At 60.5% G+C, this 15,928-nt stretch carries 15 protein-coding genes; 6 read left to right on the forward strand and 9 right to left on the reverse strand.

Going from position 1 to position 15,928, the window contains the following annotated elements; genetic code table 11:
• Nucleotides 1-282: 282 nt before the first annotated feature.
• The 7 genes from Q1A85_RS04980 to Q1A85_RS05010 form a co-directional block, all read right to left on the reverse strand.
• Entirely contained in the window at nt 283-993 is a 711-nt protein-coding gene (locus Q1A85_RS04980) for an RraA family protein (protein WP_299685943.1), read from the reverse strand.
• Between the two features lie 181 nt (nt 994-1,174).
• Nucleotides 1,175-2,143, reverse strand: a complete 969-nt coding sequence (locus Q1A85_RS04985; RefSeq protein WP_299685946.1) for a cupin — start codon at nt 2,141-2,143, stop codon at nt 1,175-1,177.
• Between the two features lie 278 nt (nt 2,144-2,421).
• Entirely contained in the window at nt 2,422-3,453 is a 1,032-nt protein-coding gene (locus tag Q1A85_RS04990; protein ID WP_299685948.1) for a LacI family DNA-binding transcriptional regulator, read from the reverse strand.
• 48 nt (nt 3,454-3,501) lie between these two features.
• Nucleotides 3,502-4,557, reverse strand: a complete 1,056-nt coding sequence (ugpC, locus tag Q1A85_RS04995) for a sn-glycerol-3-phosphate ABC transporter ATP-binding protein UgpC (RefSeq protein ID WP_299685951.1) — start codon at nt 4,555-4,557, stop codon at nt 3,502-3,504.
• Nucleotides 4,557-5,384 (reverse strand): carbohydrate ABC transporter permease, encoded by an 828-nt coding sequence (locus Q1A85_RS05000; RefSeq protein WP_299685954.1) that lies wholly within the window; start codon nt 5,382-5,384, stop codon nt 4,557-4,559. The genes ugpC and Q1A85_RS05000 overlap by 1 nt, the downstream gene beginning before the upstream one ends.
• A 3-nt stretch (nt 5,385-5,387) precedes the next feature.
• The gene (locus Q1A85_RS05005; protein WP_299685957.1) at nt 5,388-6,260 is read right to left on the reverse strand and encodes a sugar ABC transporter permease; all 873 of its coding nucleotides are present in this window, start codon (nt 6,258-6,260) and stop codon (nt 5,388-5,390) included.
• A gap of 104 nt (nt 6,261-6,364) precedes the next feature.
• Nucleotides 6,365-7,687, reverse strand: a complete 1,323-nt coding sequence (locus tag Q1A85_RS05010) for a sugar ABC transporter substrate-binding protein (protein ID WP_299685960.1) — start codon at nt 7,685-7,687, stop codon at nt 6,365-6,367.
• 334 nt (nt 7,688-8,021) lie between these two features.
• On the opposite strand from Q1A85_RS05010, the gene Q1A85_RS05015 reads away from it, so the two are divergent.
• Both Q1A85_RS05015 and Q1A85_RS05020 read left to right on the forward strand, forming a co-directional pair.
• On the forward strand, nt 8,022-8,906 hold the full coding sequence (locus Q1A85_RS05015) for a bifunctional 5,10-methylenetetrahydrofolate dehydrogenase/5,10-methenyltetrahydrofolate cyclohydrolase (protein WP_299685963.1): 885 nt from the start codon (nt 8,022-8,024) through the stop codon (nt 8,904-8,906).
• Nucleotide 8,907: 1 nt separating this feature from the next.
• On the forward strand, nt 8,908-9,924 hold the full coding sequence (locus Q1A85_RS05020; RefSeq protein ID WP_299685965.1) for a helix-turn-helix domain-containing protein: 1,017 nt from the start codon (nt 8,908-8,910) through the stop codon (nt 9,922-9,924).
• On the opposite strand, the gene Q1A85_RS05025 is transcribed toward Q1A85_RS05020, so the two are convergent.
• Complete coding sequence (locus Q1A85_RS05025) at nt 9,921-10,760, reverse strand: DMT family transporter (RefSeq protein WP_299685968.1); 840 nt, start codon at nt 10,758-10,760, stop codon at nt 9,921-9,923. The genes Q1A85_RS05020 and Q1A85_RS05025 overlap by 4 nt on opposite strands.
• A gap of 136 nt (nt 10,761-10,896) precedes the next feature.
• On the opposite strand from Q1A85_RS05025, the gene Q1A85_RS05030 reads away from it, so the two are divergent.
• From Q1A85_RS05030 to Q1A85_RS05040, 3 genes are read left to right on the forward strand one after another with little or no spacing between them, the layout of a single operon-like run.
• Entirely contained in the window at nt 10,897-13,266 is a 2,370-nt protein-coding gene (locus Q1A85_RS05030; RefSeq protein WP_299685971.1) for an aminomethyltransferase family protein, read from the forward strand.
• Nucleotides 13,263-13,640, forward strand: a complete 378-nt coding sequence (locus Q1A85_RS05035) for a hypothetical protein (RefSeq protein WP_299685974.1) — start codon at nt 13,263-13,265, stop codon at nt 13,638-13,640. The genes Q1A85_RS05030 and Q1A85_RS05035 overlap by 4 nt, the downstream gene beginning before the upstream one ends.
• The gene (locus tag Q1A85_RS05040) at nt 13,637-14,047 is read left to right on the forward strand and encodes a hypothetical protein (protein ID WP_299685977.1); all 411 of its coding nucleotides are present in this window, start codon (nt 13,637-13,639) and stop codon (nt 14,045-14,047) included. The genes Q1A85_RS05035 and Q1A85_RS05040 overlap by 4 nt, the downstream gene beginning before the upstream one ends.
• Here Q1A85_RS05040 and Q1A85_RS05045 read toward each other — a convergent pair.
• Nucleotides 14,044-15,378 carry an NAD(P)/FAD-dependent oxidoreductase gene (locus Q1A85_RS05045; RefSeq protein WP_299685980.1) on the reverse strand — a complete coding sequence of 445 codons (1,335 nt, stop codon included), beginning with the start codon at nt 15,376-15,378 and terminating at the stop codon, nt 14,044-14,046. The genes Q1A85_RS05040 and Q1A85_RS05045 overlap by 4 nt on opposite strands.
• A 156-nt stretch (nt 15,379-15,534) precedes the next feature.
• Here Q1A85_RS05045 and Q1A85_RS05050 point away from each other — a divergent pair, with 156 nt between their 5' ends.
• Entirely contained in the window at nt 15,535-15,927 is a 393-nt protein-coding gene (locus Q1A85_RS05050; protein WP_299685983.1) for a hypothetical protein, read from the forward strand.
• The last annotated feature ends 1 nt before the right edge of the window (nt 15,928 follow it).

Genomic DNA, 15,928 nt, shown 5'->3' on the forward strand with positions numbered 1-15,928 from the left:
TGTGACGTTTCGGCTGGAATACCTGACCCGTGATGAATGCCCCCGGACAGGCCCGTATATATGTCAAAGCCTTTGTGCCCGCTATCCGGCACATGGGTCGGGATCGCGCCGGAGGTGGATCGTTTTGGACCACATGAAAGCACTCAACTATCTTGCGGGTGCGTTTTCCAACGGGCCTGCGCACCGTAGGACGGATGACCGGCAGGCCAAAAATTGCGGCGTCCTGCCGATCCATCGCGGACAGGCTTTGGGCTTTGCGTTTGTTGTGCCCTTCAGGCGCGATCAGGTGCGTGCTTTTTCGAATTGCGCCCAGACCTCTTCCAGCGTGTCGATGTCGAAACCGGGTGCGCGCGCGGGACCCAAGACGATGGCCTCGCAAGAGATCACGGTTTCGATGGCCTGCTTTAGCGATGGAATGACATCGGTCGGGATGACCAACGCGCCGTGACGGTCGGCGTGGATCAACTCGTCCTGCGCCACGCGCATTCCCATGATGCTGACGGGTGTTCCGATCTCGACCACATGCACAAAGCCGTGGCTGGGGCCGATGGACCCGGACAGAACCGGGAACCCGTCGTCGATCACATCGAGATCACGCATGACACCATTTGTCACCGCACCAGCAAGGCCAAGGCCCTTGTGGACCGCGACATGGACCTCGCCCCACCACCCGGCGATGCAGTTTGGATAATCGACATCTTCCACCACGGCGGCGGTCGGCCCGCTGCCCGCGGCCATGGACCGGAAATAGTCCATGCGCCGGGCTCGGATCGCCTCTGGTTCTTCGGTCGGCGGGGCAAGGCCGGAAATCTTGGCGGTACGGGCAAATCCAACGGTGGCGGGGTCGCCGGGCTTGGAATGCTGCATCGTGCCACGGGTGAACCGGTTAAAGCCGCGCCTGCCCTGCGCCACCTCGATGGCGTTGCAGACAGTGGGCGTGTCCACTGATCGCAGGAGCGACAGAAGGTCGTCGGGAATTACTGTGTCAGCCATGTGCTCAATGTCCTGTTCATAAAGTCGGGTTGTTCCAATGTCGGCAACTGCCCCGCGCCCGGAATGATCGCGAGCGTCGATCCCGGGATCAGTTCGTGCGTCCTCTCATGACGCGCCACGGGGCAGGGGCGGTCATCCTCACCGCACATCAAACCGGGCCGCCAGACACGCGAATCACGCATCAGCCCAGCGGCATTGTCTTGCCCGCAGGATCGTCCGTGCGTCTGATGCGGTACAGTGAGGCCTCGCCCGTCATCGAAGGGGCGACGGACCGCGCCACACCGTCCGGCACAAGGCACGTATCGCCGGGGGCCAGCACGGTTTCGCCGCCGTCCCAGCCCAGATGCCAGTGACCTTTCATCGGCATCAGCACTTCGGGGGCATTGCAGGTGTATTGGTCTGCGGGAATGGACCGGCGTGTGATGAAATCCACTTCAAAGCCCGGACGGTCGCGCAGGATTGCATCCGGGCCGATCACCTTGGCGGGTTGACGGTCGGCCAGCGCCATCAAGTCCCAATAGCGGGCGACGTAATGCGGAACGACGTCGGCGGTTGTGGGTTCGCCACGTTTGGCAAGTTCTGCCTCGGGCATCAGTGGCATGGGGGCGATATCCTGCGGCGGCGTCTGCCCCTTTTTGGTGTCGTAGAGAACACCGTTTTCACCAAGGATCAGCCCATGCGCTGCCGCCTCTTCGACGACCTGCGGCGCCCACATCACGCCTCCGCCTGCATCGTCCCCGCCGAGGAACGCCATGATCATCCCGTAATCCGTCCCGATGTTTTCGAACCCGCGAAAGATGCCGGTGGGGATGTTGAAAATGTCGCCCTCCTCCAACGTCACCTTGCCGGCGTCGCCCCACCGACCCCAGAAAAACCGCCAGCGTCCCTTGAGGACAAAGAACGCCTCAGCGGTGTTGTGATCGTGCAGAGAGTTGCGGCACCGTGGCGGCTGGCCCGCCGCACCGATGTTAAAGCCGGGCGTGTCGCGGATATGCACGTGCTGGTCCGGGCTTTCTGACACTCCGCCACCGATAATGGTAAAGTTCTCCTTTTGATCGCTGCCCGGTGTGTGGGCGTCGATAAAGGCGGTTTTGCAGGGTTTGAGTTCGCCGTAGCGGACGATGCGGGGGGCTGTGTCGGTCAAAGTCATTGTCGTGGCCTTTTGTGGTTCGAATTGATGCGCGTCGCGGTGCAGGGGCCGGTCAATTCGGTGGCCGCAGGTTCAGCCGTCGGGACCGCAGGCTTTGCCGATGGGTGTGAAAGCGACGCATGGCCGTGCTTTCTGACAGGCCTTCTGTACAGGTCGGTCGTCCAGCGCGTCCGTGCGCAGCACTGCGCCGCACGGACGCATCCGACTGCGGACCGCATCGTAGGGGGAGCACCGGCCCACGGCGCAGGTCCGGGACTTTGACGTGGCGGTGCGCGGCGTCAGATCGGACCATCGGCCCACCCTTCCGGCACGCGCGCGCTGCCCCGAATGACCAGCGCGCTTTCGATCTCCACCCGTCCCTTGGGCGTCACGCCATCCTCGATCATGCTCAGCAGCATAGAAACCGTTTCCTCGACCATCCGGTTCACTGGTTGGCGCAGGGTGGTCAGATCGTAGGTCTTCCACGCGGACATGGGCACATCATCGTATCCCACGACCGAAACGTCCCGCGGTACGCAAAGCCGAAGATCACACCGCAGCGTTTCCAGCACGGCAAAGGCCATGTGATCATTGCCCACAAAAATCGCATCCGGCACCTCGGCACCGCTGAACAGATCCAGTGTCGCCGTGATCGCCATGCTGCGGCGATAATGACTGTCGATAACGGCAAAGGGTGTCAGGCCGTGGGCAGCAAGCCCATCCACGAACCCTTGTTGCCTGTCTCTGCCGTTCACCGATTTTTTCCAACCGGCGATATGGGCGATCCGGCTGTGGCCGCCTGCGGCGAGGAACTGTCCGGCCAGCCGCCCGCCATCGTAGTTTGCTGCTGTCACGGACGGCAATGTGCGGTCGTCCTGACCACGGTTGAACAGAACGAATGGCATGTTCAGATCGCGCAGGCGCGCGGTCAACTGGTTGGACATGCTGGTCGATGCCAGAATGATCCCGTCCACCTGATGGGCGAGCAGCCCTTCGACCACGCTGTCGACCTCTTCGGCCATGTTGGCGGCGAAAAAGACCAGCACATGATATCCGCGCTCGCTCAGCCGTTCGGACAGTTTTTGCAGGGCTTCGGGGTAGAACGGGTTTTTCAGATAAGCGAGCACGATGCCAATGGTAAAGGACCGACCCGTATTGAGAGACCGGGCCAGCGTATTGGGGCGGTACCCCAGTTCGCGCGCTGCATCCTGCACCAGTTTGACCTTGTCGGCTGACACACGCGCGCCCGGTGTGAACACACGGCTGACCGTGGGCTGGCTGACACCGGCCCGTCGCGCAACCTGCGCGGCAGTGATGCGCGTATCAGGCACAGAGCGGCCCCGTGGCGGGTTTGAACAAAAGGTGCGCGCCGGACCGCATCATGTGATCCGGTTCCCGGTGTCGGGGTCGAACAGGTACAAATGGTCCGGGTCCAAAGAGATGCTGACCACATCGTCCTGATCCTTGCGCAGATGTCGGTCGCCCTTGGCGATCACGCGCTGTTTGCCCCATTGCACGGTCAGCAACGTGGCCTCGCCGGTGTTTTCGAACGCATAGATGCGAACGTCGATATCGCCCTGACCTTCTTCGGCCACGCGCATGTCATCGGCGCGCACGCCCAGAACGACCTGCGCGCGGTCCGACGCCGCGACCCGCACCAGTTTTGTGCCACCCGTCGTGACGAAATGCCCATCCTGCACCGATCCATTGATCAGGTTCATTGCGGGCGATCCGATGAAGCCTGCCACAAAGAGATTGGTGGGATCGTTGTAGATTTCGTCGGGGGTGCCCAACTGCTGGATGATGCCGTTTTTCATCACGGCAACCCGGTCGGCCAGCGTCATCGCTTCGATCTGATCATGGGTCACGTAGATTGTCGTTATCTTGAGCGCGCGGCTAAGGTGTTTCAATTCGGCTCGCATGGTTACGCGCAGCTTGGCGTCGAGATTGGACAGCGGTTCGTCCATCAAAAAGACCTTGGGCGTGCGCACAATGGCGCGGGCCAAGGCGACCCGCTGGCGCTGGCCGCCCGACAGCGCCTTGGGCTTGCGGTGCAGAAATTCGGTCAGCTCCACCTGTTCTGCGGCCTTCTGCACGCGCGGTGCGATGTCAGCCTTGGGCGTGCCGCGCACCTTGAGCGGGTAGGCGATATTGTCGAATATCGTCATGTGCGGATACAGCCCGTAATTCTGGAACACCATCGCGACATCCCGGTCTTTGGGCAGATCGTCATTGACCTTACGGTCGCCGATCCAGATCTCGCCCTCTGTCGGCTCTTCGAGGCCGGCGATCATGCGCATGGTCGTGGTCTTGCCGCAGCCCGAGGGTCCAAGCAGGACCAGAAACTCCTTGTCGAGTATGTCGAGGGACTGGTTGTCGACCCCGATGAAATCGCCCCAACGCTTGGTCAGGTTCTTGAGGACGACTTTGGCCATCAGCGCACGGCCCCCATTGTCATGCCTTGTACGAAATACTTGCGGATGATCAGCGCCAACACGAACATTGGCAGCATGATTATGATGCCTGCCGCACTCAGCAGGTTCCACAAATCCCCCTCTTCGGCCTTGAACAGCGCAAGGCCGATGGGCAGCGTTACCGCGTCCTTATTGGTCAGGATCAGCGCAAACAGGAACTCGTTCCACGCGATGATGAAGCAGAAGATGCCTGCCGTCAGCAAACCGGGCGCCGCCATGGGCAGAACGATATTGCGGATCACCTGAAGCCGCGATGATCCATCGACCATCGCCGCTTCCTCGGTGTCCAACGGAATGCCATCAATGAACCCTTTGATCATCCAGATTGCAAAGGGCATGACGATGGCAAGGTTGACGAGGATCAGGCCCAGACGCGTGTCCAGAAGCCCGACATCGCGGAACATCACAAAGAACGGCAGGATGATAACCACGGCGGGCACGAATTGCGTGGCGAGGATCACCACCAACATCGCCGTCTCGCCGCGCAGCCGGAACCGGCTAAAGGAATAGGCGGCCATCGTAGCAATGGGGATCGCCAACACGACCGTGACAAAGGCGATGATGGTCGAGTTCAGCAGTTTGTCCCCGAGGTTGTAGGGCGCATCAAACACGGTCCCGAAATTCGCGAAGGTCGGCGTAAAGAACAGTTTGAGCTGGTAGACATCCACGTGGGTTTTGAACGCTGCCATGAAAATCCAGATAATCGGGACCAGCATGACGAAAATAGCCATCAGGATGAGTGCGGTCTGGATCGCCCGTGCCACCTGCTTTTTCCGTTTTCCGGTCATTGATCAATCCTTCCGGAACACGAATTTTGCGTAGGCATAGGTCAGGAAGATCATCGGGATCACCATCAGCCACGCGACAGACGCCGCATAGCCTATTTGCCCGTACTTCATCCCGTTGAAATAAATGTAGTGGCTGAGCGTTTGCGTGGCTGTGCCGGGACCGCCATTCGTCAGCATGAATATCTGGTCAAAGGTTTTCAGGCTGAAGATCGACTTCAGGATGATGACGACGGCCAGAACCGGTGCAAGCTGCGGCAATGTTACGTCCCTGAAGACGCGCCAGCCGCTGGCGCCGTCGACCTGTGCGGCTTCGATCGTGTCTTGTGGCACGCTGGCCAAACCGCCGATCAGCACCAGCGTCAGAAACGGAATCCAGCCCCACACATCCGCCATCACGCAAACGGCGAAGGCGAGGATCGGATCCGCCAGCCAACTGACATCGGCAAGAGGCGGGATCATCACGCCGAAAAAGGCATCGAACAGGCCAAATTCCGGGTTGAACATGAACCGGAAGCTCACGCCGATCAGCGCAGGTGACATGGCAAAGGGCAGGATGAGCAGGGTCTGCACACCCGACCGAAACCTGCCGCCCGGAGCCAGCAGCATCGCGAGACCCAGCGCCAGTAACGTCGTCAGGGCAACCGTCAGAACCGTGTAGATGGCGGTTATCCAGACCGAATTCCAGAACGCGGGTTCCTGACTGAACGCCCAGGTGTAATTCTCCCATCCCAGATACTGGTCAAGCGAACCGGGCCGGTTGAGCCGACCCACCGTGAAGGACAAGCGCAGGCTTTCGATCAGCGGCCAAATCGCGGTGGCAAACACCACAAGGACGGCTGGCAGGACCAACAGGTATTTCAGCGTGTTGTCGCGCATGGCTGCGATGTCCCGGTGGGTGTGTGCGCCGCCCGGCTGACACGCCGGGCGAAGGGGGGATTGGCCGGACCGCGCGCGGCGGCCCGATCAGACGTCAGGACAGATCACTCAATGCGCCCGGCGCGCCGCAGGACGCGTGTCGCCTGTTCGGCGGCGTCGGTCATCAGTTGGCGCGTATCGCCGCCTGCGGCGGCCTCGGCGATGGCGGCTGACAGGATGTCACCGACTTCGGGCCACTCCGCGATTTGCGGCATGATGTCGGATTCCTTTAACGACTCCCATGCCGCAGCCTGAATGCCGTCATTGGCCGCGTTCACATCGGGGTCCTGCAAGGACGAGATGTGGGTAACCACGTTGTTGACGATGCTCTTGCCCGCGACCTCACGCTCGGTCGCGTTGGCCTTGTCCATCTCGGGGTTTGACAACCATTTGAGGAACTCCCATGCGGCGTCCTTGTTTTCGGAATATTCCGAAATCGAGAACGGCATGGAAATCGCGTAGGTCTTGGTGACCTCGTTGTACGATGGCATACCTGCGAATCCGACCTGATCCTTGGACAGGGTCGAGGTTTCCGGATTGTAGAACCCGGAATAGGCCCACCACCAGACCGGGATCATCGCCGACTTGCCCTGCATGAACGACTGGCGCGCGTCTTGTTCGACAAAAGCGAGGCTGTTGGGGTTGGTCACGCCATGCACCGTGTGCAGCGCGATGTAATCCTCTGTCGCCTTTAGCGCCTCTTCGGAGGTCCAGGCCGGTGTCCAGTCATCGTTGAAAATATCCGCCCCGGCGGCCCATAGGAAGTTGATCCAGATGAACAGGTTTTGCCGGTTGCCGTCGTTGTTGTAATACAGCGCGAGCGGCGCGATGTCCGGGTTCGTTTCCTTCAGCGACTTGCCGATCTCGATCACCTCGTTCCAGCTTGTGGGCGGTTCGGGGATCAGGTCCTTGCGATAGAACATCAACTGCGGATGCGCGCGGAGTGGAAAGCCCAGCGTGTCGCCCTCGAACTGGGCAGAACGCGCAAAGGCGGCCGGATAGCGATCCATGGAGATGCCGTCCCGCGCCATCAATGCGTCGATCTTCATCAACCAATGGGCGTTTGGCGGCCCCCAACTGTCGAGATAGTTGACCACGTCAAAAGTGCCGTTGGCGGCGATGCCTTCGGCATTGATCTTTTCCTGCAGGCTGCCAAACGGGATGAATGTCCATTCTGTTTCGATGCCGGTCAGTTCGGTGAACTCACCGTCGCGCAGCATCAGGCCGTCAAATTGTGGCGTCACGACGCTAAGGATGTTGAGCGTGGTGCCTTCAAAGGGTTTGCCCGCCATCAGGTTGTAGGGCATGTCCTCAGCCGACGCGGAAAGCGGTGCAAGCAACAGGGTTGCTGCCGCCACTCCGGCCTTCAATAAAGTCCTCTTGCGCATTTCGTCCTCCCAGATGATTCGCCGAGTTGTGATTGTGGCAAGGTTTCCAAGAATACGTATTCAAATCAATCCCTGTTGGGTTTCTGATTGTATGCGGGCCTGTGACAACGGCATGGGCGCGCCTGTTTGATATCCATGTGGCGTCATCAATCCGTGCCACGTTTCACCCAGAAAAACGCGCAAAAATTGCTTGCGGCAGACGGTGTGGGGGCGGGGAGACTTGTTTGGGGCTTGCGAAACGGCGCCTCTACTATAGGTAAAAAAAGTTGCACAAAGGGAAAAATTCTGCGAGCGTCGAAAGCGCCTTTGTTGTCCACCGACGTTAGGAAGAGTTGTGAAAGACAGCGCCTCGACCCATCACCACATTGACGGGCGCGCCATTGCCGCGCAAATCCTGAGGGACTGTCAGGCGTATGCACAAAGCGCGCAGCGGATCGGGCGGCTGATTTCGGTTTCCATCGGGGATGTGCCGGAGATCGAGGTATATGTTCGCAACCAGACGCGCGGTGCGGCCCGCGCGGGCCTGCCGTTCGAGACAGAGTTCTGGCCGGGCGATATCACGCAGGACGCGGCCAAGGCGCGCATTCAGGCGATGAATGACGATGCCGGGACGTTGGGGATTATTCTGCAACGCCCGGTGCCCGCGCACATCAACCTGCGCTCGCTGCAATCGGCCATCCACCCGCTCAAGGATGTCGAGGGGATGAACCCTGCCTCCATCGGCAATATCGTCTATTCGGATGTGGCGCTGGCGCCGTGTACCGCTGCGGCCAGTGTCGCGTTGATCAAGTCGACGGGTTTGGACCTCAAAGGGACCGAGGTTGTGATGATTGGCCATTCCGAGATCGTGGGCAAACCCGCTGCCATGATGCTGATGGCCGAAGGGGCAACAGTGACCGTCTGTCATCACTTGACCCGGTCGGTTGCGATGCATTCACGCCGTGCCGATGTGGTGGTGGTCGCGGTTGGCATTCCCCATTTTCTGGGGCCGAATATGATCAAACCCGGTGCGGTGGTCATCGACATCGGGATCAACCAAGTTAAAGGCGCGGATGGCAGGCCCCGGATCGTCGGTGACGTGGATACCGATGCGGTGGGTGAGATTGCAGGGTGGATCACCCCGGTGCCGGGCGGCGTGGGTCCGGTCACGGTGGCGACCCTGATGCGCAACGCGACCGTGGCGCACCAGCGCCAGGTTGCCGCTGGATGGATGGACTGACATGGGCAAACAGCAAAACCGATTTGACGTGGCCGCCGCTGTGGCAGACCCGGCGCGGGCGCAGGTGGTCGAGATTTACGTAAGCAAGGGTTTTAGCGGGCTTGAGTTATCCTCTGTCACGCATGTGCTGGCCACGGCCAACGCGATATTGGCGCGGGATCTGTTTTCGTGGCGGTTCAGCACGGATGCACCCGGTTTTGTGACCAGCGATCAGGGGGCGCTGGTGCGTGGGGAACCGGCCATTGGTGACCACAGGCTGGCAGACATGATGGTCGTGGTTGGCGGTAAAAAGGCGGGCGGGAACACTTGGCTGCCGCGCGCACGCGCGATGCAGCGCAAGGCCCGCACAGTTGTGCTCTTGTCGGACGCGGCAACGGCGTACATCAGGGCGACCAAAGCACCTGCGGGCCGGGTCACCACGCATTGGCGGGATGTGACGCAACTGGTCGAAACCGGATACCACCCACGTTTGACAACGCATCTGAGCGAGAATTCGGATGGCATCATCACGTCCGCAGGGGCGGGTGCCACGCTGGAGCTGATGGTCGGCCTTGTCGCGCCGCACCTGACCAGCCCGCAAGTCGCAGAACTGGGCAATCACCTGCTGTTGCAGACCATCCGCAAAAGCGACGCAGAGCAACCCAAGTCCATCGCCGACAACGAAGGGCTGTTTGATGCAAGGTTGACCGAAGTGATCCGCCTGATGGAAGACACGGTAAACGAGCCGCTGTCGATGGACGACATCACCACCCGCGTGGGCGTTTCGACCCGGCATCTTGAGCGGGTCTTTCGTTCTGTGTTCAATGATACGCCCGCGCGGTTCTACAAGCGACTGCGTGTCAAGCGCGCGCGGGCCATGATCGAGGAATCGCTATTGCCGATGGTCGATATTGCAGTCGCCACCGGCTTTGGCTCCTGCACGACGATGGCAAAGGCGATCAAGGGCGAATACGGTGTCACGCCGTCCAAGATGCGCGAGCGCAAGAACCTGCAACTGCTCACCTATGACGGGCGCTAGGCGGCCAGATACCCGATGGCCGCAAAAACCACGACGATCCCAAGCCATTGGGCACGCGCGACCGCTTCACCAAGAAAGACGGCGGCAAGGATGATGGTAAGCACGCCAAATGTCGACGCGGCGACGGCTGCAAAGGCGGGGTAGGCGTAGCCGCCCGCCAGCATCACCGCGCCGATGGCGATTGCGTCCAGCACGCCCATGACAATCAGCACCGGCACAGCGCGGCGCACCGGCAACAGCGGCTGGCGCAGGGCCAGCGCGAGGGCAACTACCACCGCGACCGCGCCAAAACGTGCCAGCGCAATTGCGGTCATCTCGGTGCCTTGGGCGATGGACAACTGGCCCAGTGCAAAGGACACGGCAAAGCCGATGGCGGCAAGTATGGACCAGACCACCGCTGACGCGCGCGGGCCCGTTGTGTCCCGGTCGACCGACGTCAAGGCAACCGCGCTGCACCCGGCGACGATCACAACCACGGCCAACCATTGCCAGCCGGTCACAACCTGCCCGTTCGCCACGGCCCAGCCGACCGACAGGATGGGAAAGCTGGCGACGATGGGGGCGACAACCCGCACTGGCCCGATCTTGAGCGCTTGATAAAAGCTGAGGCCAGTCAGGCCAAAGACAGCCCCGGACAGGAGGGCCAGCCACGTGGCATCCCCGCCGATCCGCGCGGTGTCCAGCGCAGGTGACAAAACGGCTGTCATCACGCAGCCGGTGACAAGAACCGGGAACAGGGAGGGAAACACGCCCACTTTCTGCGAGATGTACCGCACCAGCGTGTCGTGCACGCCCCAGCAAAACGCAGCGATCAGGCCAAGGGTCAGCGCGCCCATGTGCATTGCCCCGCCGTCTGGATTGTTTTTCTCACGCGGCGGTGTCCCTTTCATTTGCAGATTTGCCAGAGAGGAGTATTCTCACAGTTAAATTTTTATTCCGCTAGTGCAAATCCGCGCGGCGTGGGAGGCGATGATGCTTGATGACCCCTATCCCAAGGTTCGGCCTGGCCCACCGCGCCCAAGCCAGATCATCCAGCCCGCGCAATTTTCGATGCCGCCCGGCACAGAACGCTACGTGGTGCAGGGCGGTGGCGCAGTCTTTATCCCCGTCGAAGCCGGAGATGGCCTCACGGTGATCAACGATGAGGGCGGGCAGGTGTGCGAGGTGGTCTGTGCAGATGCGCAGGGCCGGGCGGGCGACACTTTGCTTGATCGTCCGGTTGACGCATCTGCGGATGGCTTGCGTGCCTTATTGGCAGGCAGTGACCAGTCTTTGCGCGGATTTCGGATGGGGCTCGAAGCGCGCAAAATTGATCTCGCAGGGGCGCGCGCCATCCGTCTGTTCGATACGGACACCCGCGCCAAGGCCACAGAAGACATGCGTGTCACCCGCGACGGCACCCTGATCATCGCGGCACCCGGCGACCCGATGGATGCAGAGGCGCAGAATACGACGACGCCGCTCACCGTCATGATCCGGCGCGCCACGATCAAATCCCACGTCAAATTCGCGCTGCCCGATCCGCTGGCCGACCCGGTCGCCGACATTCGCGTGCACAGCCAGACTGCCGAAGCCTACTTTGTCAAAGCGGGTGACTATATCCAGATCATTGATGTGGATGGCCGACAATGCACGGATTTCGAATGCTTTTCCGCGCGCAAGCTGGACAAGGGCATCGAACACGCGCTGGACGTGACCACGACGCGCACCCTGATGGGGCACGCATACCCCATGCCAGGCCTGCACGCGAAATACTACGATCAGGAGATGCTGCCGCTGGTCGAGGTGGTACAGGACACCTGCGGGCGTCACGATGCCTTTGCCTTGGCCTGCTCTGCCAAATATTACGACGACATCGGCTATCCCGGTCACGTTAACTGCTCTGAGAATTTCAACACCGCACTGGCCGAATTCAATGTGACAGGTCGGCCGGGTTGGATGGCCATCAACTTTTTCTTCAATACCTATCTGGACGAACACGGGGTCATGTACTCGGACGAACCGTGGTCGCGCCCCGGCGATTATGTCCTGCTGCGGGCGCTGACGGACATCGTCTGTGTGTCGTCGGCCTGTCCTGACGACACAACGGCGGCCAATGGCTGGAACCCGACCGACATCCACGTGCGCACCTATAGCGGGCGCGAGACATTCCAACGCAGTGTCGCCTATCGGCCCACCCCTGATGCGGACCCCAAAATGACCAAACAAACCGCCTTTCACGACAGCTTTGCCAAACACACCCGCAACTTTGTCGAATACAACGGCTATTGGCTGGCCAACTGTTTTGCCGAAGCGGGCCCGATCGAGGAATACTGGGCCTGCCGCAAGCAAGCTGTAATCATGGACCTGTCGCCGCTGCGCAAGTTCGAGATCACCGGCCCGGATGCAGAGGCGCTGTGCCAATACGTCTTTACCCGCAACATGAAGACGCTGGCCGTGGGCGGGGTGGTGTACACCGCGATGTGCTACGAACATGGCGGCATGATCGACGACGGGACTGTCTTTCGGTTGGGCAAGGATAATTTCCGCTGGATCGGCGGCAATGATTACGGCGGCGAATGGCTGCGTGAACAGGCGGACAAGCTGGGGCTCAGGGTGTTGGTGCGGTCCTCCACCGACCAACTTCACAACGTCGCGGTGCAGGGACCGGAAAGCCGCGATCTTCTGCGCAAGATTGTCTGGACCGCGCCGCACAACCCCGAATTCGACCAACTGGGCTGGTTCCGCTTTACGCCTGCGCGCCTCAACACCGAAAGCGGCACGCCCTTTGTCATCTCCCGCACCGGCTACACCGGCGAGTTGGGGTACGAGGTCATGTGTCACCCAAAGGATGCGGCTGAAATCTTTGACGCGATCTGGGATGCGGGGCAGGGGCACGGACTGCGCCCGATGGGGCTCGAAGCGCTGGACATGGTGCGGATCGAAGCGGGGCTGATCTTTGCGGGTTACGATTTTTCTGACCAGACGGACCCGTTCGAAGCCGGGATCGGCTTTACTGTCCCGCTCAAGTCAAAAGAGGATGATTTTATTGGCCGCAATGCGCTGATCCGGCGCAAGGAACACCCAAGCCGCAAAATGGTGGGCCTTGATATCGACAGCAACGTGGCGGTGGATCACGGCGATTGCATTCACATCGGACGCGCGCAAGTGGGCGAGGTCACGTCCTCCATGCGCTCGCCGCTGCTGGGCAAGAACATCGCCCTTGCGCGCATTGACGTGGCCCATGCCGAAATTGGCGCAGCGGTTGAGGTGGGCAAGCTTGACGGTCACCAAAAACGTCTGCCAGCCGAAATCGTACCCTTCGCGCATTACGACCCGAAAAAGGAGCGGCCAAGATCATGATCCGTCGCGCATTCCTGATCGGGCTTGTCGCTCTGGCCTTTCCCGCCCACGCTCAATCGGTCAAGCTCAAGGCGCACGAGATCGACGCGCTTTTGTCCGGCAACACGGCTGTGGGCAAATGGGAGGGTGCAGCGTACCGTCAGTATTTCGATGCGGACGGCACGACAATCTACGCGCAGGACGGGGCGCGGTCGACACGCGGGAAGTGGCGCATTGATGCGGACAAGGATGAATACCAAAGCATCTGGCCCCGCGATGCGGATTGGGAAGGGTGGTTTGTGATGGAATGGGCCGGGACGTTCTACTGGGTCAGCAAGAAGACCCCGCCAACGCCGTTCGAACTGGTCGAAGGCCAAAGGTTGGTGGCCCCATGATCCGCGCCGCCATTTTCGCTCTGCTCTGCGGGACGTCCGTCCATGCGGAAGCGTATTGTGCGGACCTGACCGCGCTCACCAACCACAGCGCCGGGACAATCACGCTGCCCGATGGCACGCCGGGCACCTGTGTCACCTCACTGGACCTGACGGGGGCGCGTGCGGCCAATTGCCGGTGGCCCTTTGAATACCGCGCCGAGGCGGCAACAACTGCATTTACGACTTTGCTGAACGCAACGACGCGCTGCCTGAATGCCAATGGCGTTGCGGATCAGGGCGTCAACCACCCCGACAGCTACGACCTGCGCACGTTCGATACCGAAACGGCGCAGATCAGTGTCTCCATCAAAGACAAGGGCGCTTTGCAGCAGACCTATGTCTTTTTGCGGGTCGCGCCTGCCCCTTAGTTTTGCAGATAGACTTCGAGGCTGTCATCCAGCGCATCCACCCACGGTGTGTGGTGGATGGGCGCCATCGACCCGGTCATCACGGACGCATAGCAATTGTCGCGGAACGTCATGATCCCTTGTTTCTTGTGGCCCTTCCATGCCTTGAACGCCTGACAGGCCCCTTCGACATCGAATGATGGATAATCCGTCTCTGCGATCAGTTCCTTGATGTAGTCGCCCTGATACCAGATCGCGTCATAGTCATCCTCTCCCGCATCCTCGCGGGCGATACGGTCCGCCACGTCGGCTTCCATCTCGGCCTTGGAGGGCAGCGCGATCTTGCCCATGATCGCGTCGCGCACCCACCATGCCTGCGCGTCAAACATGTTGAAGGTGAACCACTGGTCCTGCATCCCCAAATAGAAGAGCGCCGGATTGTCGACCCACGCAACGCCCTTAAAAAGGTCCGCCGTCGCCAGACGGTTGGCGGTTTTCAGGCGCAAATCTTCGGCCATAAAGGGGAAATGGTGCTGGTAGCCCGTGCACAGGATCACGGCGTCCACGTCGCGGCTGGTCCCATCCTTGAAATGCGCGGTCTTGCCGTCGACATGGGTCAGAAGCGGTACTTCCGCCCAATTGTCGGGCCAATCATATCCCATGGCAGCGGTCCGGTGTGACACCGTGATGGATTTTGCCCCGTATTTCCAACATTGCGAGCCGATATCTTCGGCGGAATAGCTGGTGCCGACGATCAGAATGTCCTGATCCTTGAATTCCAGCGCATCCCGGAAATCATGGGCGTGCAACACGCGGCCCTTGAAGCTTTCGAAGCCGGGAAATTCCGGCACGTTCGGGGTGGAGAAATGGCCCGACGCGCAGATCACGTGGTCAAAGGTTTCGGTGTATTCGCGGTCGTTCGGCAGGTCTTTGACCGTCACGCTAAACACACCGTCCTCGAACGTCACCCGGCGCACCGCGGTTTCAAAGCGAATCCAGTCGCGCACACCCGCCTTTTCGACCCGGCCCTGAATGTAGTCGAAGAGCACCGCGCGCGGTGGATAGGATGCGATTTGCTTGCCGAAATGCTCTTCGAACGAATAGTCGGCAAATTCCAACCCCTCCTTGGGGCCATTGGACCACAAATACCGGTACATAGAGCCGTGTACCGGCTCGCCATATTGGTCCACGCCAGTGCGCCATGTGTAGTTCCACAAGCCGCCCCAGTTGGATTGCTTTTCAAAGCAGACGACCTCGGGGATGTCTGCGCCGTTCTTTTTGGCGGACTGGAACGCGCGGAGCTGCGCAAGGCCCGAAGGACCGGCCCCGATGATGGCGATACGTTTGGGCATTGTGCGACTCTCCTTAAAAAATGCGTTACCTCAATTCCATCCACATCATCCCTGTAAGTCAACAAATTTGAACATCAGGAAAGTCATTGCTGCGCAACAAAGCCCATGTCAGGGTCACGTGACGCAAGTTTATACGATCCGGGAAAGACGTAAGACATGATCAAACCCCATTTCAGTTTCTGGTTCATCGCGGCGTGCGGGCTTGTCTGGAACCTGATGGGATGCCTGAACTTTATCACCCAGATGAACGCGGACGTGGTTGCGCAGATGCCCGAACTGTACCGTCAGATCATCGAAAATCGTCCCGCTTGGGCTACAGCGGCCTTTGCGGTGGCGGTGTTTGGTGGCGCAGCGGGCTGCATCGTGCTGTTGCTGCGCCGCCGGGTGGCGATGCAGGTCCTTTTTGTATCGCTGATCGGGAGTGTTGTGGCAGTGATCCACACCGTCACATTGGTCGGGTTCGCCCCCAGCACCGCTTTGGCTCTGCTCGTTGGGGCGGCCCTGTTTTGGTATTCCACGATTGCGGCGCGGGCAGGTTGGTTGCGCTGAC

This window comes from uncultured Tateyamaria sp., assembly GCF_947503385.1.
In the GTDB taxonomy this organism is placed as follows: domain Bacteria; phylum Pseudomonadota; class Alphaproteobacteria; order Rhodobacterales; family Rhodobacteraceae; genus Tateyamaria.

Bases quoted from the DNA above. Each gene is read 5' to 3' on its own strand.
- Q1A85_RS04985 (WP_299685946.1), bottom strand. From the start codon at position 2,143: ATGACTTTGACCGACACAGCCCCCCGCATCGTCCGCTACGGCGAACTC.
- Q1A85_RS05035 (WP_299685974.1), top strand. From the start codon at position 13,263: ATGATCCGTCGCGCATTCCTGATCGGGCTTGTCGCTCTGGCCTTTCCC.
- Q1A85_RS05030 (WP_299685971.1), top strand. From the start codon at position 10,897: ATGCTTGATGACCCCTATCCCAAGGTTCGGCCTGGCCCACCGCGCCCA.
- Q1A85_RS05000 (WP_299685954.1), bottom strand. From the start codon at position 5,384: ATGACCGGAAAACGGAAAAAGCAGGTGGCACGGGCGATCCAGACCGCA.
- Q1A85_RS05010 (WP_299685960.1), bottom strand. From the start codon at position 7,687: ATGCGCAAGAGGACTTTATTGAAGGCCGGAGTGGCGGCAGCAACCCTG.
- Q1A85_RS04980 (WP_299685943.1), bottom strand. From the start codon at position 993: ATGGCTGACACAGTAATTCCCGACGACCTTCTGTCGCTCCTGCGATCA.
- Q1A85_RS05005 (WP_299685957.1), bottom strand. From the start codon at position 6,260: ATGCGCGACAACACGCTGAAATACCTGTTGGTCCTGCCAGCCGTCCTT.
- Q1A85_RS05045 (WP_299685980.1), bottom strand. From the start codon at position 15,378: ATGCCCAAACGTATCGCCATCATCGGGGCCGGTCCTTCGGGCCTTGCG.
- Q1A85_RS05050 (WP_299685983.1), top strand. From the start codon at position 15,535: ATGATCAAACCCCATTTCAGTTTCTGGTTCATCGCGGCGTGCGGGCTT.
- ugpC (WP_299685951.1), bottom strand. From the start codon at position 4,557: ATGGCCAAAGTCGTCCTCAAGAACCTGACCAAGCGTTGGGGCGATTTC.
- Q1A85_RS05040 (WP_299685977.1), top strand. From the start codon at position 13,637: ATGATCCGCGCCGCCATTTTCGCTCTGCTCTGCGGGACGTCCGTCCAT.
- Q1A85_RS05020 (WP_299685965.1), top strand. From the start codon at position 8,908: ATGGGCAAACAGCAAAACCGATTTGACGTGGCCGCCGCTGTGGCAGAC.
- Q1A85_RS05025 (WP_299685968.1), bottom strand. From the start codon at position 10,760: ATGGGCGCGCTGACCCTTGGCCTGATCGCTGCGTTTTGCTGGGGCGTG.